This is a genomic window from Burkholderia sp. Ac-20349, from assembly GCF_017104865.1.
GTDB lineage: Bacteria > Pseudomonadota > Gammaproteobacteria > Burkholderiales > Burkholderiaceae > Burkholderia > Burkholderia aenigmatica.
In genome coordinates this window covers 26,125-48,350 of the sequence record NZ_JAAGPM010000014.1, presented here as the reverse complement: position 1 = coordinate 48,350, position 22,226 = coordinate 26,125, and the positions used below count along the sequence as shown (strand labels likewise).

Annotated in this window: 25 protein-coding genes; 14 read left to right on the top strand and 11 right to left on the bottom strand. The window is 60.9% G+C overall.

What is annotated here, in order from left to right:
* The first annotated feature begins 25 nt into the window (after positions 1–25).
* The 14 genes from G3N61_RS07700 to G3N61_RS07635 all read left to right on the top strand — a co-directional run bounded on the left by G3N61_RS07700 (position 26) and on the right by G3N61_RS07635 (position 15,644).
* The gene (locus G3N61_RS07700) at positions 26–232 is read left to right on the top strand and encodes a hypothetical protein (protein WP_205822046.1); all 207 of its coding nucleotides are present in this window, start codon (positions 26–28) and stop codon (positions 230–232) included.
* 3 nt (positions 233–235) lie between these two features.
* Complete coding sequence (locus G3N61_RS07695; protein ID WP_205822045.1) at positions 236–643, top strand: hypothetical protein; 408 nt, start codon at positions 236–238, stop codon at positions 641–643.
* Positions 644–810: 167 nt separating this feature from the next.
* Positions 811–4,308, top strand: a complete 3,498-nt coding sequence (locus tag G3N61_RS07690) for a glucosaminidase domain-containing protein (RefSeq protein ID WP_205822044.1) — start codon at positions 811–813, stop codon at positions 4,306–4,308.
* Complete coding sequence (locus tag G3N61_RS07685) at positions 4,305–5,816, top strand: hypothetical protein (protein ID WP_205822043.1); 1,512 nt, start codon at positions 4,305–4,307, stop codon at positions 5,814–5,816. Before G3N61_RS07690 ends, G3N61_RS07685 begins: the two co-directional genes overlap by 4 nt.
* Positions 5,816–6,565 carry a hypothetical protein gene (locus G3N61_RS07680; RefSeq protein ID WP_205822042.1) on the top strand — a complete coding sequence of 250 codons (750 nt, stop codon included), beginning with the start codon at positions 5,816–5,818 and terminating at the stop codon, positions 6,563–6,565. The genes G3N61_RS07685 and G3N61_RS07680 overlap by 1 nt, the downstream gene beginning before the upstream one ends.
* 10 nt (positions 6,566–6,575) lie before the next feature.
* Complete coding sequence (locus tag G3N61_RS07675) at positions 6,576–6,839, top strand: PAAR domain-containing protein (RefSeq protein ID WP_205822041.1); 264 nt, start codon at positions 6,576–6,578, stop codon at positions 6,837–6,839.
* A 29-nt stretch (positions 6,840–6,868) separates the two neighbouring features.
* The gene (locus G3N61_RS07670) at positions 6,869–8,050 is read left to right on the top strand and encodes a hypothetical protein (RefSeq protein WP_205822040.1); all 1,182 of its coding nucleotides are present in this window, start codon (positions 6,869–6,871) and stop codon (positions 8,048–8,050) included.
* Positions 8,047–8,661 (top strand): hypothetical protein, encoded by a 615-nt coding sequence (locus G3N61_RS07665; protein ID WP_205822039.1) that lies wholly within the window; start codon positions 8,047–8,049, stop codon positions 8,659–8,661. Before G3N61_RS07670 ends, G3N61_RS07665 begins: the two co-directional genes overlap by 4 nt.
* A gap of 1 nt (position 8,662) precedes the next feature.
* Positions 8,663–9,784 (top strand): baseplate J/gp47 family protein, encoded by a 1,122-nt coding sequence (locus G3N61_RS07660; RefSeq protein ID WP_205822038.1) that lies wholly within the window; start codon positions 8,663–8,665, stop codon positions 9,782–9,784.
* Positions 9,785–9,787: 3 nt separating this feature from the next.
* Entirely contained in the window at positions 9,788–10,801 is a 1,014-nt protein-coding gene (locus G3N61_RS07655) for a hypothetical protein (protein ID WP_205822037.1), read from the top strand.
* Between the two features lie 55 nt (positions 10,802–10,856).
* The gene (locus tag G3N61_RS07650) at positions 10,857–11,300 is read left to right on the top strand and encodes a hypothetical protein (RefSeq protein WP_205822036.1); all 444 of its coding nucleotides are present in this window, start codon (positions 10,857–10,859) and stop codon (positions 11,298–11,300) included.
* Between the two features lie 9 nt (positions 11,301–11,309).
* Entirely contained in the window at positions 11,310–14,618 is a 3,309-nt protein-coding gene (locus G3N61_RS07645; protein WP_205822035.1) for a hypothetical protein, read from the top strand.
* A gap of 11 nt (positions 14,619–14,629) precedes the next feature.
* A complete protein-coding gene (locus tag G3N61_RS07640; RefSeq protein ID WP_205822034.1) occupies positions 14,630–15,055 on the top strand; it encodes a tail fiber assembly protein in 426 nt (141 codons plus the stop codon).
* Between the two features lie 43 nt (positions 15,056–15,098).
* On the top strand, positions 15,099–15,644 hold the full coding sequence (locus tag G3N61_RS07635; protein ID WP_205822033.1) for a hypothetical protein: 546 nt from the start codon (positions 15,099–15,101) through the stop codon (positions 15,642–15,644).
* 91 nt (positions 15,645–15,735) lie between these two features.
* Here G3N61_RS07635 and G3N61_RS07630 read toward each other — a convergent pair whose 3' ends face one another.
* The 11 genes from G3N61_RS07630 to G3N61_RS07580 all read right to left on the bottom strand — a co-directional run bounded on the left by G3N61_RS07630 (position 15,736) and on the right by G3N61_RS07580 (position 22,221).
* Positions 15,736–16,047: a hypothetical protein gene (locus G3N61_RS07630; RefSeq protein ID WP_205822032.1), complete on the bottom strand. Its 312-nt coding sequence runs from the start codon at positions 16,045–16,047 to the stop codon at positions 15,736–15,738.
* 4 nt (positions 16,048–16,051) lie between these two features.
* Positions 16,052–16,339: a hypothetical protein gene (locus G3N61_RS07625; RefSeq protein WP_205822031.1), complete on the bottom strand. Its 288-nt coding sequence runs from the start codon at positions 16,337–16,339 to the stop codon at positions 16,052–16,054.
* Between the two features lie 4 nt (positions 16,340–16,343).
* Positions 16,344–16,781, bottom strand: a complete 438-nt coding sequence (locus tag G3N61_RS07620) for a DUF29 domain-containing protein (protein ID WP_205822030.1) — start codon at positions 16,779–16,781, stop codon at positions 16,344–16,346.
* 21 nt (positions 16,782–16,802) lie between these two features.
* On the bottom strand, positions 16,803–17,648 hold the full coding sequence (trfA, locus tag G3N61_RS07615; RefSeq protein ID WP_205822029.1) for a plasmid replication initiator TrfA: 846 nt from the start codon (positions 17,646–17,648) through the stop codon (positions 16,803–16,805).
* A 535-nt stretch (positions 17,649–18,183) separates the two neighbouring features.
* Positions 18,184–18,555: a hypothetical protein gene (locus G3N61_RS07610; protein WP_205822028.1), complete on the bottom strand. Its 372-nt coding sequence runs from the start codon at positions 18,553–18,555 to the stop codon at positions 18,184–18,186.
* Complete coding sequence (locus G3N61_RS07605; protein WP_205822027.1) at positions 18,552–19,214, bottom strand: ParA family protein; 663 nt, start codon at positions 19,212–19,214, stop codon at positions 18,552–18,554. Before G3N61_RS07605 ends, G3N61_RS07610 begins: the two co-directional genes overlap by 4 nt.
* 163 nt (positions 19,215–19,377) lie before the next feature.
* Positions 19,378–20,055, bottom strand: a complete 678-nt coding sequence (locus tag G3N61_RS07600; protein ID WP_205822026.1) for a metallophosphoesterase — start codon at positions 20,053–20,055, stop codon at positions 19,378–19,380.
* 56 nt (positions 20,056–20,111) lie between these two features.
* A complete protein-coding gene (locus tag G3N61_RS07595; RefSeq protein ID WP_205822025.1) occupies positions 20,112–20,723 on the bottom strand; it encodes a hypothetical protein in 612 nt (203 codons plus the stop codon).
* A gap of 339 nt (positions 20,724–21,062) precedes the next feature.
* Positions 21,063–21,578, bottom strand: coding sequence for a hypothetical protein (locus G3N61_RS07590; RefSeq protein ID WP_205822024.1), 516 nt, complete (start codon positions 21,576–21,578; stop codon positions 21,063–21,065).
* Positions 21,579–21,653: 75 nt separating this feature from the next.
* Positions 21,654–21,938, bottom strand: a complete 285-nt coding sequence (locus G3N61_RS07585) for a hypothetical protein (protein WP_205822023.1) — start codon at positions 21,936–21,938, stop codon at positions 21,654–21,656.
* Positions 21,939–21,945: 7 nt separating this feature from the next.
* The gene (locus G3N61_RS07580) at positions 21,946–22,221 is read right to left on the bottom strand and encodes a DUF968 domain-containing protein (protein ID WP_205822022.1); all 276 of its coding nucleotides are present in this window, start codon (positions 22,219–22,221) and stop codon (positions 21,946–21,948) included.
* Positions 22,222–22,226 lie beyond the last annotated feature (5 nt).

Below are 22,226 nucleotides of genomic sequence, written 5' to 3'. Positions count from 1 at the left end.
TCGCCCTTTTTGCATTTTCCCGACTATGGATGACCTTGACCGTGCGGCAGAACTGGAAGAGCGCACGCGCGCGGCAGAGATTGCAGCCGCGATCGCGGGGCCGAAGCTCAAGCCCGTTCGCTGCTGCCACTACTGCTTCGAGACGATCGGCGAGACGCTGCTCTTTTGCGACAAGGATTGCCGCGACGACTACGAGCGCAGTGCCCGAGCCGCCCGTTTGAATGGACGCTGAACCATGCGACAACCTTCCGATACCGATTTCTTCATCGACGTTTCTAGCGTCGGCAAATTCCGCTTCGCGCGCCGCACGTACGGCGACAAGATCCGCGTCCGCTCTGAATACCTGAGGCTCGTGCAGGACGTAGGGGACGAAGACCCTGACATCCGCGCACAGGCAGCCATCATCGCCGCGCACAAGGTTCTGTGCGTCGAGGCGCCGTCCGGTTGGGATGACCTCGAAAACCTCGACATGCTTGCGATCGACAACGCGGAGGGCAAGGTGCTCGACGTGTATCTGGCGCTCAAAGCAAAGGAGGACTCCTTTCGACAAGCGGCAAACAAAGGAGGCGCGCATCGCGGCGCGGGAAACGTACCAGACGATCAGCTTCTGGTTCCGCAAGCAGTACAACCTGAGCCCGCGTGACCCGCGCTTTCTCGAGCTGACGCCGGAAGAAGTCGAGGCCGAATACTACCGCCATCAGTTCGCCGCACGGCCGCCGGCATCCGAAGAGTTTGATGACGACGATTTCGATGCGGACGACATTCTCGCGCATCTCGAAGAAACGAACGGTGATTGGGAATCGCTGATAAATGACCAGTACGCAGATTAAGGTTTCAGCCGACGTAGCGGCCGTTGAAGCAGCACTCGATGCCGTCAACAAGAAGGTCGGCGAAGTCGATAAGACGCTCAACGCCGGCGCTGTCGGCATCGACACGACGGCCGCCGGGAAGCAGCTCGACGGGCTCGAGCAGAAGGCTGGTGACCTTTTCGATTCTCTGGAGGGGGGCGCCGTCAAGATCGACACGACGGCGGCTGAGAAGCAGCTTGACGAACTGGTTAACAAGGTCGATGACCTGGCAAAAGCAACCAAGGAGGCGGCCAGCGCTGGCGCCGACCTGGACTTTGATGCAGTCGCCAAATCTGCCGAAGAGGCGGCGAAGTCGGCCGAGGCGCTCGGCAAAGCGATCGACCAACAGGGCTCGGGCAAAGCATCGGGCATCCAGCAAAAAGTCGCCGAACTGAGCAATCTGCGCGAGACGATCGAGCGCGTTCGCAAGGTGCAAAACGTGCTCGCGAAGGAGGGCATTCAGCTCTCCCGCCGGCAGGCGCTCGAGGCGAAGAAGCGTTATGACGAGTGGCGGAAGTCCGGCGCGCAGGGCACCAGCAAGATTCGCAATGTCGAGCTGGACGATTTCGTGGATGGCGGTTGGCGCAAGATGGCGCTCGCCGAGATTGACGCTCGCCGCTTCCGCCGAAACGTGCTCTCAGCATCAGGTATCGATGCAACTCTGCCAGGCTCTCATGGTGCGCCGCAACAGGCGTCGGCGACGCCACGTCAGCCGGCCCGCGAGCTGAAGGAAAAGACGCCCGCCCAGGTGCGTACGCTTGCGCAATTCGCGGCGGGCGCCGTTCGCGACGCGCTCGGAGGGGTCGTAGATACGGCCATGCCGGGAGGCGGCGGCATCGGCGGCCGCATTGCCGGTCGCGGCGTCACGGCGGCGGCCGCGAGCGAGGGAGGGCTGTTCTCGATGGGCGGCCTCGGCCGGATGGCGACGGGCCTCGGTATCGGTGCACTCGCGTTTGGCGCCGTAAAGGCGATCGGCGCCATCAAGCAGAAGGTCGGCGACGCCGAGGATGAATCGACGGCTTACACCGATCTGCGCCACGCGCTCGGGCAGACGCGCACCGACTTCGATCTGCTGCGCGCCTCTTTACGTGATTCAGTGAAAGGGCTCGGCGTAACGAACAACGAAGTCATCGCGCTCGGCTCGCAGTTCGCGCGCATCGCCGGCTCGGCGCCTGGGCACGAGCGCGAGCTCGGCGCCGACGTACGCACGAGCATTGCGTTCTCGCGTAGCTACGGGCTGGATCCGTCGCAAGGCGTCGGCCTGTTTGCGACGGCGCGCCACTTCGGTGTCACGCAGAACGATAGCCAGAATCGCAGGCTCGCCATGATGATCGGTGATGCGGTCGGCAACGCTGGGAGCTTCGCCCGCATGCCGGACATGATCGCCGCCGTCGAGGGCTTTACCGAGCGCGCGGGCCGCGCGACGCTCGGCGAGGCGCCGAACTTGGACGCCTATCTGGATCAAATGACGAAGCTCACGGGCCTTCACATGAATGGGCTCGATACGCGCGGCGCCGGCAGCATCCTGAGCGGCATTACGAACGCGTGGCACGCCGGCGGCGGCTTCGGTGAGGCCTCGCAAAATTTCCGCATGCGCATGTTCTCGAACGCGCTTCCCGGCTTTACGGCGCTCGACCTCGGCGCGATCAACGACGCGGATCCACTCTCGACCGTCGATCAAGTATTCGGCAAGAAGTCGCCGTTTTACCGACTCGCGGAGTCGCGCGGCGACAAGGCCCGCATGACGCAGCTCGACGGCTACGTCAGGGCGGCCGGCAAGCGCTCGCTGCTCGATACCGAAGTCGATGGCGTCATGCGGGAGTTCGACAAGCAGCCGGGAATGCTCGAGGACACCCTGTCGCGCAACTATGGAATCTCGCACCAGCAGGCGGCCGCGTGGGCTCTGTCGCGGCGCCAAGGGCGAACGATCGGCATGTCGGAAGTGACGCTGCGCAACATGGGGATCGACCCGCGCAGCATGCATGCCGACTATTCCGCGCTCGCGCAAATGAACAGCGCGAACCCGGACGAGCTCAAGCAGACGGCGCGCACCTACCTGAAAGACGATTCGATCAGTCAGAAGCTGCGCGGCTCGCTCAAGGAGCGGCTCGACGGCGCGACGGACGACGAGGGCGTCGAGACGCTTCGCCGGTCGCTCATGCAGATGGCCGCAATGGTCGGCTCGCCCAAGGACGAAGGCGAGAACGTGCGCAGCGCCGTCGTTGACCTGAAGAATGTCACCCAGGACATGGCGTCGCACCTCGTTCCATACACGAACGATATCCGCGACGGCATCTTGGCGCTCGCGATGAAACTGGCCGGCAGCGACGACCGCGTAAAGGCGATCCAGCAGCGCGAATTCAGCGCGCCGGAGCGTGCCGTCGTCGGCGAATACGACCAGGCGCTCAAAGCGCGCGACACCGCATCCGCTGCGCTGTCGGCGGGGCCGAAAGGGGCGATTTCCGATCTGGACAAGCAGATTGCGGATTTCGAGCGCGAGCACACCGATCGCAACACGCACGCGCTCAACCTGAATACGGCGCAGCGCGCGCAGTACGACAACCTGAAGAAAATGCGCGCGGCGGCCGCTGGCGACGGCTACTCGGCGAAGCTCCAGAAGGATCTGGACGACGCAACCAAGCACCTGGCCGATGTGCGCGAGCGAGCCGCGAAATTGGCATCGACGGCCGGCGTCCACTTCAAGGATTGGCAAGTCGGCATCGGCGATGGCTCCGACGAGTCGCGCATCAACGATCAAAACCGGCTTGCGGATCACCTGGGGCAAATGGTCGGAAACGAGGGCATGGGATCGGGCGGCGCAGCCGGGAGTGCCAAGGGCTTCTCGAAGAAGTACGGGCCGGCCGCCGAGATGGCGGGGAAGGCGCTCGGCGTCGATCCCAAGGTCATTCTCGCCCAATGGGCTCACGAAACCGGGTGGGGCCGGTCGGTCATCCCCGGCACGAACAACCTCGGCAACATCAAGGACTTCAGCGGTGGGGGTGTCCAGGCACGCGACAACGCGACGGGCACGCTCGACCGCTACCGCGCCTATGACTCTACTGACGCCTTCGTGAAGGATTACGTGAAGCTGGTGAAGGGGAAGTATCCAGGCGCCGTTGGAGCGGGCTCTGACGCACGCAAATTCGCCTCGGGCCTCCAGGCCGGTCACTATGCCGAAGACCCCCGCTACGTCGAAAAGTTGGTCAACACGACTGCCGCATTCGCCAGCGTCAATCCGGATCCGGCGGCTGATGCCCATGTGAAAAACAAGTCTTACGGGAACATGCAAGTGCCCGCGTCGGCGGCCGCCCAAGGCCCGAGCGGAGCAATGGCCAGTGCGATGCAGCGCTACTCATTCGACCACAAGATCACGCTCGTGGATCAGAACGGCAAGCCGCGCGCGGCGCCCGTCTTCACGACGGTACAAACGAGCCCGACACCTAGCGGGGCGAAGTCGTGAAGCTCTATCAACCCCAAATTCAGGTGCGGCTCATCAAAGCCCGCCCGCGCGCCGAGATCGTCAACGGAAAGCAGGCTGCCGCGTCGCGCTATGGCGCCAACTTCACCGGCATGGATCTGACGCCGTACCTCTCCGAAGACGGGCCGGTGGCGGTCACCAAGTCTGTTCGCGAGGCCGCCGGCGCGTTTTCCTTCACGTTGGTGGATCGGCCGAACGGGCTGTTCGCCGAGACGTTGTACGCAATGATCGAGCCGATGGACGTTATCGAAATTCGCATGGCTCGCTCAGTCGCGGACTATCAGGGCCAGTCGTCGTCAGGCGCCGCGTACAAGCTGCCGATCGTCATGCGTGGGTTCGTTACGACCGTGACGCGGAACCGATCGATCGAGTCGGGCACGCCTCAGCGCGCGATCACGGTTAGCGGGCACGACTACGGCAAGCTTCTGCAGATTATCCGCATTTTCTACAACACGATGAGTGGCGGCTACGTCGCGGACGACATTCTGACTGGACTGAAGTATTTCTGGCAGTACGCCTCGAACAGTGCCCCGAAGATGATGGACGCGCGCACGTTTCTCGCCAGCGTGGTCAACGACATCATCAATCCGTACCTCACGAAACTCACGTCTTTGCAGGCTCCGAGTGAGCGCGACGTGACCATCGTGAAGGAGTTTCTCCCTGCCGTGTCTGTCGAGTCCGTCGTATCGCCGCTGTCCGTCGCGGCTGCGCCGGAGGGATCCGTTTACGATTTCTTGGCAACCTTGCTCGATGTGGGCCCATTCACTGAGCTGTACACAGAGGACACCGAGGATGGCGTAAATCTGATTCTTCGTCCGGCTCCGTTCAAGGACTACGCGACAGGGAAATTCATCGATCCGGACGCATGGGCCGAGTCTCTTGTGTTACCGATGGGCGTCGTGCAATCGGACTCGCTCAGCCGGACGGATGCGAATGTCGCCAATTTCTTCTGGGTAACGAATTCGAACTGGCAGCTCACGAGCAACGATACGCAGCGATCGCTCGCCAATCAGGGCTCCGTCGAGTCGTTCTTCAAGAAGGATTACATCAACACGAACCTGTCGATCTACGGGCTTCGCAAGATGCAGGCAAGTGTCTCGATGGCGCCGCCAGGGTATCAGGGTTCGGACTCGCCAAAGGCGCCGCAGTACGCTGCCGATAGCACGTCGCTGCTGTCATGGCTTGCGATCAAGCGTGAGTTTCTTGCGCTCTCGAACAAGGACAACGCAGTGCTCGAGAGCGGCACGATCAAGGTACGCGGGAACGAGAAGATCAAGGCAGGTATGTACGTGACGATCCAGACGCGCGAAGTGCTCGATGACATTCAGCCGGCGGGGGAGTTCTACGTGACGAGCGTGCTTCAAGAATTTCAGCCGTATCACGGCTATTCCACAACCATGACCGTGGAGCGCGGCACCAACTTCGCGAACCGCGCGCAGTCGCAGGGCACGCCGTATTTTGACGAGCTCGACCTCGGAGGTATCCGCTGATGTTGGATCTAGGCAAGGTAGTTGGCGTCCATCGCGAGTCGCAGAAGGTCGATCTGATCATGCTGTCGAATGACCGCCCGCTTTCAGGCGTGAAGGTCATGAGCGGGATGGCGTCGGGTGACGCCGGGTACTCGGACATTCCGGTGCCGGACGTGAACAACGCAGCAAACCCATTTCATTCCACGAATACGGGCGGCCGCGATATGTTCGCGGTGGTCGCGTTCTTCTCCGGCGCGGGGCCGATCGTCATCGGCTTCTTGTTCCCGGAAACAGCGCAGTGTCTTTTCCCGGACGCGAACCGGATGATCTACCGGCATGCGTCCGATGCCTACTTTACGATCGACGGCGCAGCCAATACCGAATTCGCGCACCCATCCGGGCTATATCTTCGCGTGGGTGCGTCGCCGGCGCATGAGGACTTGACGGGCAGGGATTACAACGGTCGATTCAAGGTGACGCGCAACACCTCGCCGAATGTGCATTTCCATCTGCAAATGGGCGGCAACACCATGTCGCTAGACGTAGACCCCTCCGGGAATGTCGCGCTTTCGTCAAGCGGCACCGTCACCGTCAACGCGCAAGGGGCGACAACCGTCAGTTCAGCCGCAGCAGTGAATATTCAGGGTGCGGCGGGCGTCAACATCTCTTCGACCAATGGCACTCCTGCAAACATCACGTCCCAGGGGCCGGTGTCGATCACATCGCAAGGTGCGGTTTCAGTGAAAGCCACAACCATCAATCTCAACTAGTGAGGAAAATTTGGGAAATGCAATTGCTCGCCTCGGCGACTCTAGCGATCACGGCGGCACGATTACCAGTGCTTCCGGCGACGTGCTGGTGAACGGTATCGGCGCCGCTCGCGCGGGTGACACTCATGTGTGTCCGATCAGTGGGCACGGCACCACTACGCTTTCATCGACCTCGACAGTAATGGTGAACGGCCGTGCGGTCGTGCGCATCGGCGACACCGCTGGTTGCGGCGCAAAAATCACCAGGGGAAGCCCATCCGTCTCGGCTGGATAGCGTGCCAGTCGTGACGCGACGATCGGGGCATGAGCTTCTCAAACGGTGCCCCTTCGTCGCAGAAGGCCGACTCTCGGCCTATCAGCTTCACCCTTCAGGACGTTTCGAGGGGAAGCCAGCCCCTGCTCGTCGTCCCGATGTACGTGCGGCCGGAAGAGCTGACCGTGGTGAAGCCGTCGCGCACGCAGGTGCATCAAACCTTCGGTGGCGACGGCGGATGGGCGGACTCGTTCGGTGCCGGCGTCCCGACGCTCGATCTGGCCGGCACGACTGGCTGGCGGCCAGATGAAAGCGGCGACGATGGCCTGGCGCGGTTCCAGAAGCTGCACCAGGCCGTCTTTTCCGCGTATCACGGCGCGCGCGCGGCGAAAGTCACGCTCGGGATGGATCCGGACGATATCAAGCTGATTTTCTGCGACTCGATGGACAACATCGCCTGGGTCGTCACGCCGAATCAGTTTGTACTGAAGCGCGACAAGCGGCGTCCATTGCTTGCGCAGTTCCATATCTCTCTGACGTACCTGTCTCAGAACGTCTCGGGTTCAGGAGGATTGGGCTCGACGTTCGGTGCGCTGCAAGCGCTCGGGCTGGATTCTCTCGCAGCATCGCTGCAAACCGCCTATGACTTCCTGAACAACCTGGCCGGCGGCGTCGCATCCGCGCTTGGCGGAATCACGTCGGCTGTGAAGGGCTTCGTCAATACGGTCTGTGCTGTCACGTCGGCAGTGAAAAGCGTCATCGCGGGCGGCCTGAACGTCATCAACACGTTCACCTATGGGCTCATCTCGATCGCCAAGGATCTCACGCGCGCCGCGTCGAGCGTGTTTTCCGTGTTCTCGATGATTACGGGTATCCCGAGCTACGTGAAAGCGCAGTTCATGAAGGTGCGCAGCGCGTTCACCAACATCTTCTGCGTGTTCAGCAACTGCTTCTCGCAAAGCAAAACGCTGCAGGACTACTCGGGCGTCTACGGCTCTTCGAACTGCTCATCGACTGCCGGCGGCAGCCCGCTCTCGGCCTATCTGAACGTAAACACGTTCGAAGCGATCCAGGCGGCATCACCAAGCACGCAGCTCTCTACAACGCCAGCGTGCGCGAATTCGATCAATGCCTGCAAGCAGTTCGACCCGGTGCTTAACCCTCCCTCGACGCAAATGATCATGGGTCATCTCGTGAACATCAATACCGGCCTCACGGTGACGACGGCATGACTGTTCAGTCGATTCCTTCCGGCTTCCGGCAGATCCGGGTACTCCAGACCGACACGCTTCAGCGCATCGCATTGCGCGAGCTTGGTGACGCGTCCCGGTGGCCCGATGTGGCGCAGTTCAACAATCTGCACCCGCCGTATATCTCGGCCGACCCAGGCTACGCATCCGATCCGCAAGTCGTTGCGCCTGGCGCGACGATTCTCGTTCCATCCTCGACCAGCCAAGTAAGCAGCACGAGCGGTGACGACATTTTCGGTACCGACCTCGTTCTGAACGACGGCGAACTGAATGTGGCGAATGGCGATCTGGCAACCGTTTCCGGTGTCGCAAACGTGGATCAGGCGCTCGGCATTCGTGTTTCCGTCGTGAAGGAGGAGCTCGTCAATCACCCCGAGTACGGCTGCTGGATTCGCAGGCTTATCGGAACCGGTGCAGGCCCGACGACCGCGCAGCTCGCGGCGCTTTACGTCACGTCCTCACTGAACGAGGACGATCGCGTCCAGAGCGCTTCCGGAGTGACCGTAGTCGTCAGGGGCGACCGATTCAGCATTTCCGGGTCAGCGCCGCTGAACAGCTCTCAGGCCGTTTCCAACATCAACGTCTCCCTGTGATATGGCCTTTCAGGTAAAAGATTTCGCCTCGATTGCCGCCTCGTGCGTCAACTACCTCAAATCGGTTCAGACCGCGATCACTGACTTCCGCATCGGCGCCGTCGCGCGCACGCTGATGGAAGCATTCGCGGCCGAAGCCGAAGAGTTGTACCAGCAAATGTTCGTCGGGCTGAGGGAAGCGATTCCAGTCGCGATCTACAGCTCGTTCAACTTCCCGAAGCTGGCTGCAGTCCCGGCGAGCGGCAACGTGCGAGTGACGATCGCTGCGCAAGCGACCGATTTGACCATTGTTGCCGGTACGATCTTCGCGCCCACGGCGCTCTCGCTGACGTACGCGTCTCAATCGAATGCCGTTATCCCGGCAGGGCAGACGTACGCTGACGTGTACGTGGTGTGCACTTCGACCGGCTCGGCCGGGAATCTCGCGCCTGGCACCCCGTTCTCGATGCAGCCGCAGCCGGCCGGCTTCGTTTCGGCCGCCAATACCGGACAGTTCTTGACTGGCACGGATGCTGAAACCGACGCGCAGCAGAAGGCCCGCTTCATCTCGTTCATCGAGTCTCTTCAGCGCGGCACGGTCGGCGCAGTTCGGTATGGGCTGTCACTCGCGACTATCTCCGACGCCAATGGCGTCGTTACCGAGCAAGTCATCGCCTCGAACGTAGTCGAACCGTGGATCTCCGACAACACGCAGCCGGTCGGCTACGTCCAGGCATATATCCACAACGGTGTGAATGGGGCGTCCGCTGCCTTGATCGCCCAGGCGAGCAAGATCCTCTACGGCTACTATCGGACGGACGGCACGGCCGTCCCAGGCTATAAAGCAGCCGGCGCGCGCGTCGATATCTTCGCGGCGACGGTTCTGAACCTGAATGTGACCGCCGTCATCACGGTCGCGGCCGGCAATATTGCCTCGAGTGTGCAGGCATCCGTTCAGACTGCAATCCAGAACTACCTGACCGGGCTATCGGTCGGGCAGCCCGCGCTCTTCGCGACGATCATCCAGCTCGCGATGGATACGCCTGGCGTCGCAAACTTCGCGCTGTCGTCGCCGGCGGCCGACACCGCCGCGAGTGTGAGCCAAAAGATCATGCCGGGTACGATGAACCTCACCACGCAATAACCGATGAAGCTCACGCAAAAGCTGCTCGGCTCGATCTACCGGGCCTTCAATAAAGACCCAAAGGCGTACCTTGCGTTACGCGTCAATTACGGCAATGGCCCGTTCACCTGGACCGTGCAGGACGGCACGCTGACGGGCATGAGTGGCGTCACACAGCTCTTCTCGTTCGACCTTTCGCAGTACACGCTCGGCCAGCTGATCAATGCGCTCGTCGCGGTGCCAGGTGTCACCGTGCCTTACTCCGAATCCGGCTCGTGGAACCTCTCGGCGCTCGTCTTGCTCGACGCAACGGGCGACCAGTCCCAATCGAACGGCGACCATCTCATGGCGTATTCGTCGCTCCTATGGGCACTACTGGAGCCGTGGGCGCGCGAGCTGGCAGCGATCGCGACGCAGATCCAGCAAGCGCTCTTGCAAATGTCGCTCAAAACGGCAAGCAATGAGTGGGTGGACGAGTGGGGCGGCTATTTCAACGTACCGCGCCAATCGGGGGAGCTGGACGCAGCGTATGCTGCGCGCATCATTATGGAAGTGCTTCGTCCTCGCGGTAACAACGTCGCGATCGAGGCCGCGCTTTTTGAGCTGCTCGGCCAGAAAGTGACCGTGACAGACCTATACACCGAGCCGAGCCAGAGCGCGAACGCCATGTCGCCTCAGGTGCTCGGCCTGTTCGACGTCCAGGCCGGCTATGACCTTCTCGGCGGTGACGATATCAACACCTACACCGACATGGTGAAGGCCCGCATCGAGACGTTGCGCGACGCGGGAATGCACCTGAATTCGTTCTCCCTCGTCGGTAGTGTGCTGGCCGACTCGATGCCGAATGACCCATCGGACAGCGGATCGATCATCGCCATGAACGTCGGCGTGCCAATCACTGAGCCCGCAATCGGCGACCCGACCGAATCGGCGTCGATCCACTGGACACAGGCAACGCTCTACAACGGCCTCCGCAAGTTCGATGGCAGCATCACTTACAGCTCTGGTAGTGCATTCAATGAATCGCTTTCCGGCTAATCCACGCGCCTGGTCGTGACGTGAGCATCGCATGGACGCTCTTTGGAGTCCATGCATGCTAATCCGCGACGAAGTACGCGATCGCCCGACCGGGCACTTTATTCTCGACATTTACCGAAACGGCTCGCTCATCGAACGGATGGACGAGCCGAATCTTGTCGTTACCAAGTCGAAAAAGATTCAGGCGCAAGCCATCTCGGGCGTGGCCGCGTACGCAGTCACGCAGATGGGCTACGGATCGAATGGTGCGAACCCGCAGCTCACCGATACCGCACTGACGAACCCTTTCTACAAGGCTTTCGATTCGATCGCCTATCCGGCCGACAACCAGATTCAGTTCAACTTCTCGCTCGGCGTGAACGACGCGAACGGTTACACGATTCAGGAGTTCGGGCTGGTTTCTGGCAACACCAACCTGTTTGCGCGCAAGGTTCGTCTCGCGCCACTCGTGAAGCAGAACGACATCACGGTGTCGGGCTCGTGGATCATCACGTTCTGAGGCGGCTAAATGGCAAACATCGTTGAAACCGTCAATTACGATTCCGGCGTCTATCTCATCGGCACGTCCGATGCAGTGGTCGGCGGGGCGGGTGGCATCGCGAATCTGGCTGCTACCAACCTGGCGAACCGTACGGCCTACCTGAAGAGTCAGACCGATACGATCAATGCGACGCTGCCGACGCTCGCGCCGAAGCTGTCGCCGGCACTCACCGGCACGCCGACGACGGCGGCGCCGAACGTGGGCGATAACAGCACGCAGATTTCGACCACGGCCTTCGTGCAGATCACGTCGAAAGGGCGCTATGCGCTGAACGTCGCCGGCAACTCGAACGTGTGGCTCAGCGCGACGCAGGCGGGCTACGCGTACATCGAAATCGTTGGAGCGCTGACCGGTAATATCGGGCTGTTTGTGCCAGCGTCGGCGTCGCTGTGGACGATGAAAAACTCGACCACTGGCCCGTACACGGTAACGATTTTGAGCACGGCAACGGGTGGCGCACAGCTGGTGCTTCCTCAGGGCAGCTCTCAGGAAGTCATCACGGACGGGCAGAACGTCTACTCGCTCGGCTACGTGCCGCTGACCGGCGGCACCATGCAGGGGCCGCTGTCGGTCATGTACGCAACCGGCTCGACCAGTGCGCAGCTCAACCTGTTGCCGACCAGCGATAGTCTTGGCCGCGAAAGCAAGCTCCGCATGTGGGGCACGTTCGGCAGCAGCTCGGATACTGGCGCGCGCCTCGTTGCTTCGCTGCGGGCCGGTTTCAACGGCGGCACGTGGGGCACCGAATACCTCGACTTTTACATCAACAGCCAAGCGAATGACGCGGTGAGCGACGCGAACACGGCCAACGTGATGCGCCTCACGTACGGCGGCCGAATGCTGCTCGGCGTTGGGGCACCCGATGACGGCGTAACGACGGCTCAGATTTTGTCGAGCATGTCCGTTTCTAAGAACGGAGCACCTAACCAGAAATTGGCGATGGTCGCTGCGGGTGGTAACAACAACTTTACGTCGTATTCCTACGCGAATAGCGCGGTTCCCCTCGTTTTTAACTCCACGACGGACGGCAGCAACACGGCTGTTTCCGGCGGCAGTATTGGCTTCGCGTTCCAGCTGCTTGGCGTGAATAAGCTGCAAATCCCCGGAACGGGCAACGTTCTGCTCGGGGGGACAACGGATGATGGCAGCAACATGCTGCAAGTGCCGGGCAGCGTGCGCGCATCTAACTATCTGATCAACGGCCAGTTTGCAGGCGATGCAGGCAGCGTAGGGTTCAACAACACAAACGGCCCTGCGATCTCGTTCTACGGGAGCTCCACGGCAGGCGCTGGCTCGCTTATCTTTCGGACTGCAACCGTCGAGCGCGCCCGCGTCAGTGCTGCTGGTCGGCTCTTGATTGGCACGACTACAGACAACAACACGGATCTGCTGCAGGTTAACGGGTCGGCGCGGTTGGGGAACGCCCTCTCTATCTACTACCCGAACAACGACACAACCGCCTCTATTTCAACCACCGCGTGGTCGGGCGGCACTGTGATTGAGTCGTTCAACGGCGCAAACACGACCAAGAAAGTCATCGCCATGGCCCCGTATGGTGGCCGTGTTCTGATCGGCACCACGTCTGATGATGGCTCCAGCTTGCTGCAGGTGGCTGGCAACACTTATTTCTACGGCGTTTCGTACTTCGGTCAAACGTCGTCCAAGGCATACATCAACTGCGACGCAAACCAGTACTACCTGTACGGCCAAGGCAATGCATATATTGGCTCGGTGGGTGCGTCGGGCTATATCGGTCTGGTGTCCGGAAACGCGGAGCATATGCGCGTCACAGCGTCGGGCCGCATTCTGATCGGCACGGTTTCGGACAACGGCGCGGACTTGCTCCAAGTGGCCGGAAGCGTCAGAGGGACAAACGGTGTTGGCGCTCTTATCGCGTCGAACGGCAGCGGTTCGGGCCAAACGTCGATGCTGTTCAAGCGAGAAGGGGCTGCTACCGACCAAAAGACGTGGGAGGTCATGCATGACTCTAACGGTGCTTATGTGGTGCGCACCGTCAATGATGCATATTCGAGCGCATACGCAGCACTGCAGATCGCCCGAGGTTCCGGCGCGACGCTGGGGGCTATGTCGCTGATGCCGACTGGCGGCCGGGTGTTGATCAACTCCAGCAGCGATGACGGCATCAATTCGCTGCAGGTCCAAGGAAACGCAAAAGTATCGGGCACTATCCTTAGTGCTGGCTCGACGGCCAACGGCACTACGGTCGGCAACGCGAGTGCCGGTGACGTGTTTGTTGCCAACCAAAGCGGCGCTCATGCGTGCTACGTTGGCAACCTCAGCAGTGGTGGGTGGTACAGCTACTACAACTACAACGGCTCTGCGGCGGGTACGGTCACCCCGAACAACATCGGTAGCACGGTCGGCTTGTCGATGGTTGCGGTTGGCCCCCTTGTTCTCGGCGGGGGTAACAACCAGCAAATCACGGTGAACACGGCTGGCCGGATCCTTATGGGTACGACCGGCGACGACGGTTCCTCGCTGCTGCAAGTAAATGGCATTGCCACTGCTTCGACCCCGGCAAACGGCGACAGCAGCAACAAGCTGGTGACCTCTTCGTTTGTCCAAAACCGGGTATACGGGCGTTTACTCAACGTTCAGGTTTTCACCGCGTCGGGCACGTACACGCCTACTCCGGGGACAACTCGGGCCGTTATCGAGATGGTGGGCGGCGGAGGCGGAGGCGCTGCGGGCCCGGCAACAACCGGAAACTCGAGCTACTACGGCACGGGTAGCGGCGGCAGCTCGGGAGCGTACGCGGCCGTGAACTACCCGAACCCCGTCTCACAATCGGTGACCATCGGCGCGGGCGGTGCGGGTGGCACTAGCCAGTCTACTTCTTCTGCCTCATACGGAGTGGCGGGTGGGTCTACTTCATTTGGCTCGATTTGCACCTGCCCAGGCGGCCCTGGCGGTACTTCTGGCGGCCCGTCTGTCGTGCCTTTCACCCCAGCAGGGACTGGCATCGCGAGCGCCCCATCTGGCACGGGTATTTTCCTGCAAAGCCGAGGAAACCCCGGCACTTTGGCTCTTGCTGACTCCGCACCCGGCGTTATCGGTGGCGGTGGCGGCGCTGGCCCGTGGGGGGGCGCCGGCAACTACGTGGCCATAGGCGTTTCAGGGGCTGCCGCTTCTGCGCCTGGTGCTGGCGGTGGCGGCTCTTCCAACTCTCCCAATGCAGTAGGCGCTCCCGGTGGCGCAGGTGCTGCCGGCATCGTCGTTGTCTATGAGTACGGCGCAGCCGCTACCACCTCTTAATGAAGGTATGCATGACTAAATACGCAAATGTGGCAAACGGCCGGGTGATGGAGGTTCACCCGGAGTTTGCAGACTTCGACGGAGTGCTCGTGGGCATCTCTGACCGGTTCCACGCAGACTTCGTGTCCAGCCTGATTAAATGCGAAGACAACGTTGAACCGGGCTGGTTCCACGACGGTAAGTCATTCTCGGCACAGGCTGCCATCGACTTGGTACAGGTAGAGGCCAATGCTCGACGGGAACGAGATACTCTCTTGTCGGGCAGCGACAAAATCGTGACTCAATACCGCGACGAGCTGGAGATGGGTGGCCAAACATCCATCGACGCAACCACGTATAAGGCATGGCTGAAGTATCGCCGTGCACTTCGCGACGTGCCGCAACAGAAGGGATTTCCGACGAAAATCAACTGGCCCAAAGCACCGGCCGCCTCCTGATTCGTGACGGTATGGTCTGGGTGATATCAAACCCGAGGACGCTATGCCGCCCGAAAACCGAATTCCTTCGTCCGATGCGGCCGTCGTCGCTGTCCAGCTCCAACAGATTCACGAGTGGATGGCCGAAATGCGGCCGGCCATTTTGGCGATCCCGGTTTTGACGGAGCGCTACAACGGCTTCGAGCGGCGCCTCTCCGATCTCGAGCAGCGATACGCATCGTCGCTCGAGCAGATCCCGACCGCGATGGGGCGTGTGCACGCGCGCATTGACGAGGTGCGCGACGAGTTTCGCAGAACGCGCGACGAGAGCCGCACCGAGACGGCCGCGATGCTGCACAAGGAGCTGGCCGAGCTGCGCCATACGATGAGCGAGATGGACAAGGCCGCCGTCAGCACGAAGGAGCGCGTCGATGCGTGGGTGAATCGCGGCAAGGGCGCCTGGTGGGCGATCAGCTGCATTGCCGTGCTCGCCACCGGCATCTTCGCGTATGTGCTGAGCGATATCAGCGCCGCGCACGACTGGCGCATTCAAGTCACTGAGGCGCTACGCGGCAAGGGGATCATGTCGCCGGCGAGCAGCGGCCACTAACAACAAGGCCCGCGAGATGCGGGCCTTTTGTTGTGCGCACAACCAATTTGACATAATTCTATCTATCGCCGAAAAAACGCGACAGTTCGAATCAACGTTCTCCAGCGAGGACATTGAGTGCATGCAGCCCAGCCTCGGCCCATGCGATGAAGCCATCGACTTCATCGCGCAGTTGCTGCAGCTCACTGGCGCCGGCGGTTGCGGTCATTGCGCGCAGCATGGCCTCCCAAGCCTTCCCGGTCTTGACGAAGCCGAGCAGGATCGGCCGCCGGTTCTGCATGAAGTGGATCTTGAACTCATCCATCATCGGAATCTGCAGATCGGTGGACTCGCGCCATAAGCTCATGCTCGCGCGCAGATATTCCGGGTCAAACTCGACAGTGATTTTCCGAGAATCGGTCATTGGACTATTCGCCGGCAGGGGTCCAGCGCGGCGTCGCCTGGTCAGTCACGCGCGCGCGCTCGGTGAACCCCAGGTCGAGCAGGAACTCGCGCACCTGGGCCTCGCTCTCGAAAGGCATGAAGTACTGTGTGCCAGCTGAAAAACCCGGCTGACACGTCTCCACGACGGGGCGATTGCTGCCGCTGAGCGGCAGGCGCCCGAACCGGAACATCGCGCCAGGCGCCGCACGCTTGCCGACTTCATCATTCATCGCGATCACCCAACCGTCGATCGGCTCGCTGACGTATGTCATATTTTCAGTCCGGCCAGAACGTCTCTTCGATAGCCTGGGCCATCGTCCACGGGCACGCCTCGGGAAACGTCAGAATATCGAGCCCGGTTTCGTGACTCGCTGCCACGCGAGCATCGCCCCACCAATCATCAATCTCTTCCGGATCCGCCAGCAGCGGGCGCAGGCTTGGCGTCTTGCTCAGCCGGCGCGCGATGGCGGTGCGCTGCGTCTTGATCGTCACCTGCCAGCTCGCGCTGCGCAAACCCGGCTGATGCACCCACTTGAGAAGGTGCGCCAGCAGAACGACCATACGGCTCGCGAGCTCGCGCTGTTCGGATTTGCCCACGTCCTCGATTTCCTCTGCGATGTGCTCAATGTCGAGTTCGGACAGCCGGCCGGCGCGCAGCAGTGCGGCCTGCTCAGCGGACCAAGCGACGATGTCCTTGTCGTATGTGGTTCCCATGATGATCCCCAAAAAGACGAATCATTCCGGCAGTGCGGCGCGCGCGGTGCGCGTCACGATAACTGCGTCGGTGTGAGGGTCGATCCGCGCCTCAGAAAAGAAGCCGATTGCCACGAGCTCATCAAGCGACTCTCTCAGCTTGTAACGGAACTTCGCCAAGTGCTTCGCCTTACTACCACAGAGCTTGTGGATCGTCTCGACCTTGTAGGCGACCGGTTCGCGGTGCGTGAAATAGAACGAGTGCAGCCACTTCGCCAGCGAGCTCAATGAGAGTCGTTGCTCCCAATCGATCAAGCTGAACATATTCTCACCGAACAGCGCGACGATATCTTGGTCGAGGAACAGCTTCCACCGTACGCGCTCGCCCGTCTCTGAATCGTCACGCCACTTAAGCTTGTCGATTAGGCGCCCCGTATAGCCGGTTCGCCCGTCATCGAACGATACCCATATCGTACCCTCCACGAGACGCGCTATCGTCCGTTTCAACCGCTCGTAGTTCGGTTTCGACCGCCCCCACCCTAATGCCGTCAGCAGCGCATGCCCACTCACTTCGATCTGGTTGCCGAGCGGGAACAACCGCGTCAAGTGGACGGCCTGCAGAAACACGTCCTGGTCATCCTGCCTGAGCTCTTCCCCGGTGTAGTAGACGGTAATGCCCTTCACCGATACGACCTCGTGGCGCGTGTACTGCGCGCGCAGCTCGGTCTTGCCGGATGCCGTGAAAAGAGCGCTGCGCGCCAGCGCATTTGGTAAACCGCGTACGCGCTCCGACCAAAAGCCAAGCTGCTGCTGCGGCTTCGCCGGCGATTGCTTTCGCGCGGCCGCCCTTCCCCGCATCTCATTGACTTTCGCGACGATCTGGTTCATCGGTATAGCTCTCCAGTGCTCGTGGGACGATACCACGGGCGATTCGTCTTTTCGGGGGCAACATTCGTCTTTTGGGGGACGGCCAAGTTCGTCATTTCGGGGATCGTGGATTCGTCTCTTTGGGGACTACGGCCTTCGTCTTTTAGGGGACTATTTTCGTCCTTTGGGGGAATGGTTCGTCATTTCGGGGACGACCATTCGTCATTTTAGGGACAGCTATTCGTCTTTATAGGGACGGGGGAGGAGAAATAAACATTCAAAATCAACGGCTTACGATCACTATCCACAAGCGTTAACTGTCTTTTAATCCTTCTTAATCCTTCCCCGGAATGTCCCCCAAAAGACGAATTCAGCACGCAAACCGCATCATGCTGCCCTGAGGCGATCCCCCAAAAGACGAAACTCCGCAGCCGATCAACGATCCCCCAAAAGACGAAAGACATGCCCCCCAGTGAGTGCTCACTATCGATTCAAGCCCCGCCAGCATTGGCGATCCCCCAAAAGACGAAAACCGGCTTTGCAGGAAGGGAGGGCATCAGATGCCGTAGCGCTTCTTCAACCGCGCCAGTTCCGCACGCGCCCCTTCCACCAGCACATGCGACATTGGAATATCCGTCAGCTTGGCGAAGTCGCGCATGTCGTCGTACAGGCTCTTCGGCACTTTCAGGCTCATGGTCTGCGTCGCCTCTTTCACCGGCAGCTTGAGCTGCGTCACCGGATGAATTCGAACTGAAGGCACGCCGGGGCCGGCGCCCTGCTCTGCCTCGACGCCGGCCGGAAGACCGGTCTGAACCTCTACCTGAGCTTCTGGCAGGGCGGCTGGCGGCGCAGCATCGATCACGCCCGAATTGCGCTCGAGGTCGCCGAACACGTCCTTCCCTCGCGGGACACCCATTCCTTTGCTCATTTTCCGAATACTCCCAAATAGAGGTCTTTGATTTCGTTTGCGGCTTCCGCGTCAAACCCGTCTTTGCGGCTCAGCTCGCCGACGCCCTTCCCTGCGACCTTCGCGTATTTGAACGCGACTCGTGTGCCGATTGTCCTGGGCATCAGCGGCAGCACGTCAGAAAACGCGAGCATGCCCGACTTCATATCCCGCAACATGATCGGCTGCCCCGACGCCATGTTGAGCACGACGCGGATATCGAGCTTCTTCTGGTACCCGCGCACCACGTCGGCCAGGTCTGGAACGGTGTCGAGGTCATCCGGCGAAGGCGTCAGCGGCACGACAATCTTGTCCGAGACGGCGAGCGCGGCGCGGAAAACGGCCGTATCAGCGCCCCCAACGTCGATGAACACATCGTCGTAGTTGTCGGCGAGCTCCTGGATCAGCTTGCCGAATTCTCTTACGTCCGCGCGTTTCTCCACCGGCAAGCGCCGCACAACGATCTTAGGCAGCGTCGGGTCTTCGTCTCTACGCGATATCCACTTGCTGCACGTGCCTTGATTGTCAAAGTCTGCGATAGCAACACGAAACCCCACCGTCGCCCGGACTGCGGCCATGTTCTCGGTCAACGTCGATTTCCCGACGCCACCCTTCTCTGCGCCAAACGTGTAGACGCCCACGATCCACCCCTCAGGTTAATGAATCGTCATCGTACCCCAAGGAACAGCACAAGGCAACTCGATCCGGTTCCGGTATATACGGCTGTATATACGTATATGTTGGCGTATATACAGCGTAGCGCGATGGGTGCCGGTGAGGCGCGCGGTGCGCCTCGCTGAGATGCTACGATTCGAGCGTGGCCAGATCAACGATTGTGAGTGCGCCGCTTGCGAGGTACGCGCCCGTGTCGATATAGAACACGTTGCCCAGGCTGACTGGCTCTTTTACTGGGGTGTGCCCGACAAACACTGCATAGATGCCTTGCACGTCGCGCGTCTCCGCCGATTCGTAGCGATCACGATTCCACGTCATCATCGTCTTGAACGACGCAGAGTGCTCGCTGTTCAGTGCTGGTTCGATATCCGTCCAGCTGACAAACGGGCACTCGGCATGCACGACGCCCACGGTCCCTTTCGGGGTTTGGATCTCGATCGCATAGGGCAGGGCATCGAACGCGTCGGCGAACGGCTGACGCTCGGCCCTGGTCATGGCGACGAACCATGCACCGCCGCTGGCCAAATACCTGTCGGTCGGAATGAGATCGCGGTAGAACCCGATCGCCATCTCTTCGTGATTGCCGCGCACGGCGTGGAACCAGGGCTTTGCGAGCCAGGTCAACGCCTCGGCGGAATCGGGGCCACGATCCACCAAGTCGCCGACACTGAACAGGCGATCGGTGTGTGGGTTGAAGTCGAGCTGCGACAGCGCCTCGCCGAGCGCGGCAAAGTGGCCGTGGATATCGCCCACGACAAAGTCGCGACCGGCCGTGTTGGCTTCGAATCGCTGGATCAGATTGGTCATTGCTGGAGTGAGGGGAGGGGGGATAGAGAAGGCCCGCAGTTGATCGCGGGCGACGCTCACTGCATCGAAGCTGGCGGCAGTTGGCTCGGCACGACGACGATGCTTCTGTTCGTCAGTGCAGCTGCAAGCGAGACAATCGCATACAGAGTGTTGGCCCGGAGGCCGATTGACTGCGTGTTGCGCTTCCCGGCGCTGCCGGTGCTGGTCACATTGATCGAGAAGGCGGCGCCGTCGTCGGTCGTCGCGACCTTCACTGATGTGCCGGCTTCGGTGATCACCTTGGCGATGTGCGTGAAGTGGAACAGTTCGCGGCCGTCACCCTCTTCCTTGGGCGCCTCGCTGGCTGCCGGCTGCTTCTCGGATTGAGGGCCGTAAGCCCTCAAGAAGAACTCGTTGATGATCGGCGCGACGGGCGTGCCGCGATGCGCGCCAAACCGATCCACATCATTCGCGATGAGCTCGAACGTCGGCAACAGAGCTTCGGCGAAGCCGTCGATGATGGCGCATTGCGCGTGCGCCAGTTTCTGCCAAGCCATCAGGCCCGTGCACGTCTGTGCGCGCTGCAGCTCGATCGTGCGCTGCGTGAGCTGTGCCTCGAGCTCGGCGATACGTGCGTCTTTTGCCCGCAGCAATTCGTCGGTTGGCGTGCATTGGAATTTGTCACTCATCTATCATCCCCCGCGCATTAGGCGCGATTCTGGTTTACCGGCACGGGAAACCGTACCGGGTTCGGGGAGTGATTTTAGGGTGGGGAGGGTAAAAAGTAAATCTGATAGGTAAATTTTAGCTGGTGTGATTTACCTTGCTGTCGCATCCCGAGCAGGCTGGATCGTTCGGCGTGTCGCGCTGATATGCGCAGCCCCGGCTCATCGGATCAGGGAGCTCAACCATGCGCGGCACGCGCGTCTGGATGAGTCCATTGTGGGTCGAAACGTCAACCTCGACCCATCCATCTTGCGCCACGATCGTCTCGCGAGCCGCTGGAAGGTTGTAGCATCCGTACCGCTTCATTGAGTCACCTGGCGCGCGTCGAACTCAGCTTTGATCTGCGTGGTCCGCATGAAGCTCGACATCTTTTCCGGGGTCAGTGTGTCCGTGAGCTCGCGCATCCATGCGATTGACTGCAGTGCGGCGGTCGTGTCGCGCTTCTCGGTTGGCATGTCGTAGTTGAGCTTGTTCAGCAGACGCCGCATCGCGGCCGTTTGAGGTTCCACGTGCTCGCGCTCGGCAGCAATCTCGAAGGTGGTGCACATCTGATGGAGCGTCGGCACGATCGGGTACCACATGCTGTCTTGCTCGTGAAAAAACACGGGCGTTCCCTGATGGACATGAATGTCACCCGTTTCCTCGATCGATCGCACGATCGCCTCAATCGGGCCGAACACTTTGTCAGCCATCTTGGCGTTGAGGGGGTGCGAGAAGGGAAGGGTATTGCGCCGCTGCTCCTGCCGCCGGACGTGCTTTGCGATGCGCTGTTGCGTGGTGGGGGTCTTCCCCTTCGTGCGTTTTTTGCTGACTGGCATGTTGCTACTCTGCTGAGGGCCGGCATCGGCCGGCCCTATCGATCAAATGTCGGCCCGCGCTTCTTCGGCGCGCATTTATTCTGCGCGCCCGTCCACAACAGTGAACCCGCCGCGCTTGAGCAAATCGATCGCCGCTTGGATCTCGTCAGGTGTGGAAGCTGCACGCAGCGCAGCACGGGTGCGATTTCGCTCCTTGAGGAGCCGCTGCACGTTTTTGCGAGCCTCGTCAACACGAGCCTTGAGGGTGTCGTATTCGCCGCTCGAAAGCGTTTTCACGCGCGCATTGAAGGTCGCGATAAGAGGGTCTTGAATAGCGAAGGCAGCCTTCAAATCCGCTTCGATGTGTTGAATCTCACGCATACTGTCCTCAAAACTTTAGAAGCCCGGTCTCTACGAGCTGAATGTGTGTCTGCGCGATCCATTGGTGGGTCAACGCCTCGGCTTCTTCACTTTCGACGCCGCCCTGGTCGAATTCTCGATGGCAGTCGTCGCAAAGGGGAAACGTCGCCGCATCGCTTGCCTTGATCGACTTCCCCTTTCCGTGGATCAGCAGGTTCGAGTGGGCCGCCTGCACCGGCTTTCGACCGCACTGCGCGCAAGGCAGCTTGCGCACGAGAGCCAGATACCGCTCTGAGCGATACACTCGAA

Coding starts and splice junctions, on each gene's coding strand:
- G3N61_RS07660 (WP_205822038.1), top strand. CDS start 8,663: ATGGCCTTTCAGGTAAAAGATTTCGCCTCGATTGCCGCCTCGTGCGTC.
- G3N61_RS07610 (WP_205822028.1), bottom strand. CDS start 18,555: ATGAGCAAAGGAATGGGTGTCCCGCGAGGGAAGGACGTGTTCGGCGAC.
- G3N61_RS07645 (WP_205822035.1), top strand. CDS start 11,310: ATGGCAAACATCGTTGAAACCGTCAATTACGATTCCGGCGTCTATCTC.
- G3N61_RS07625 (WP_205822031.1), bottom strand. CDS start 16,339: ATGACATACGTCAGCGAGCCGATCGACGGTTGGGTGATCGCGATGAAT.
- G3N61_RS07640 (WP_205822034.1), top strand. CDS start 14,630: ATGACTAAATACGCAAATGTGGCAAACGGCCGGGTGATGGAGGTTCAC.
- G3N61_RS07695 (WP_205822045.1), top strand. CDS start 236: ATGCGACAACCTTCCGATACCGATTTCTTCATCGACGTTTCTAGCGTC.
- G3N61_RS07655 (WP_205822037.1), top strand. CDS start 9,788: ATGAAGCTCACGCAAAAGCTGCTCGGCTCGATCTACCGGGCCTTCAAT.
- G3N61_RS07680 (WP_205822042.1), top strand. CDS start 5,816: ATGTTGGATCTAGGCAAGGTAGTTGGCGTCCATCGCGAGTCGCAGAAG.
- G3N61_RS07690 (WP_205822044.1), top strand. CDS start 811: ATGACCAGTACGCAGATTAAGGTTTCAGCCGACGTAGCGGCCGTTGAA.
- G3N61_RS07670 (WP_205822040.1), top strand. CDS start 6,869: ATGAGCTTCTCAAACGGTGCCCCTTCGTCGCAGAAGGCCGACTCTCGG.
- G3N61_RS07665 (WP_205822039.1), top strand. CDS start 8,047: ATGACTGTTCAGTCGATTCCTTCCGGCTTCCGGCAGATCCGGGTACTC.
- G3N61_RS07585 (WP_205822023.1), bottom strand. CDS start 21,938: ATGCGTGAGATTCAACACATCGAAGCGGATTTGAAGGCTGCCTTCGCT.
- G3N61_RS07700 (WP_205822046.1), top strand. CDS start 26: ATGGATGACCTTGACCGTGCGGCAGAACTGGAAGAGCGCACGCGCGCG.
- G3N61_RS07620 (WP_205822030.1), bottom strand. CDS start 16,781: ATGGGAACCACATACGACAAGGACATCGTCGCTTGGTCCGCTGAGCAG.
- trfA (WP_205822029.1), bottom strand. CDS start 17,648: ATGAACCAGATCGTCGCGAAAGTCAATGAGATGCGGGGAAGGGCGGCC.
- G3N61_RS07635 (WP_205822033.1), top strand. CDS start 15,099: ATGCCGCCCGAAAACCGAATTCCTTCGTCCGATGCGGCCGTCGTCGCT.
- G3N61_RS07595 (WP_205822025.1), bottom strand. CDS start 20,723: ATGAGTGACAAATTCCAATGCACGCCAACCGACGAATTGCTGCGGGCA.
- G3N61_RS07650 (WP_205822036.1), top strand. CDS start 10,857: ATGCTAATCCGCGACGAAGTACGCGATCGCCCGACCGGGCACTTTATT.
- G3N61_RS07590 (WP_205822024.1), bottom strand. CDS start 21,578: ATGCCAGTCAGCAAAAAACGCACGAAGGGGAAGACCCCCACCACGCAA.
- G3N61_RS07630 (WP_205822032.1), bottom strand. CDS start 16,047: ATGACCGATTCTCGGAAAATCACTGTCGAGTTTGACCCGGAATATCTG.
- G3N61_RS07600 (WP_205822026.1), bottom strand. CDS start 20,055: ATGACCAATCTGATCCAGCGATTCGAAGCCAACACGGCCGGTCGCGAC.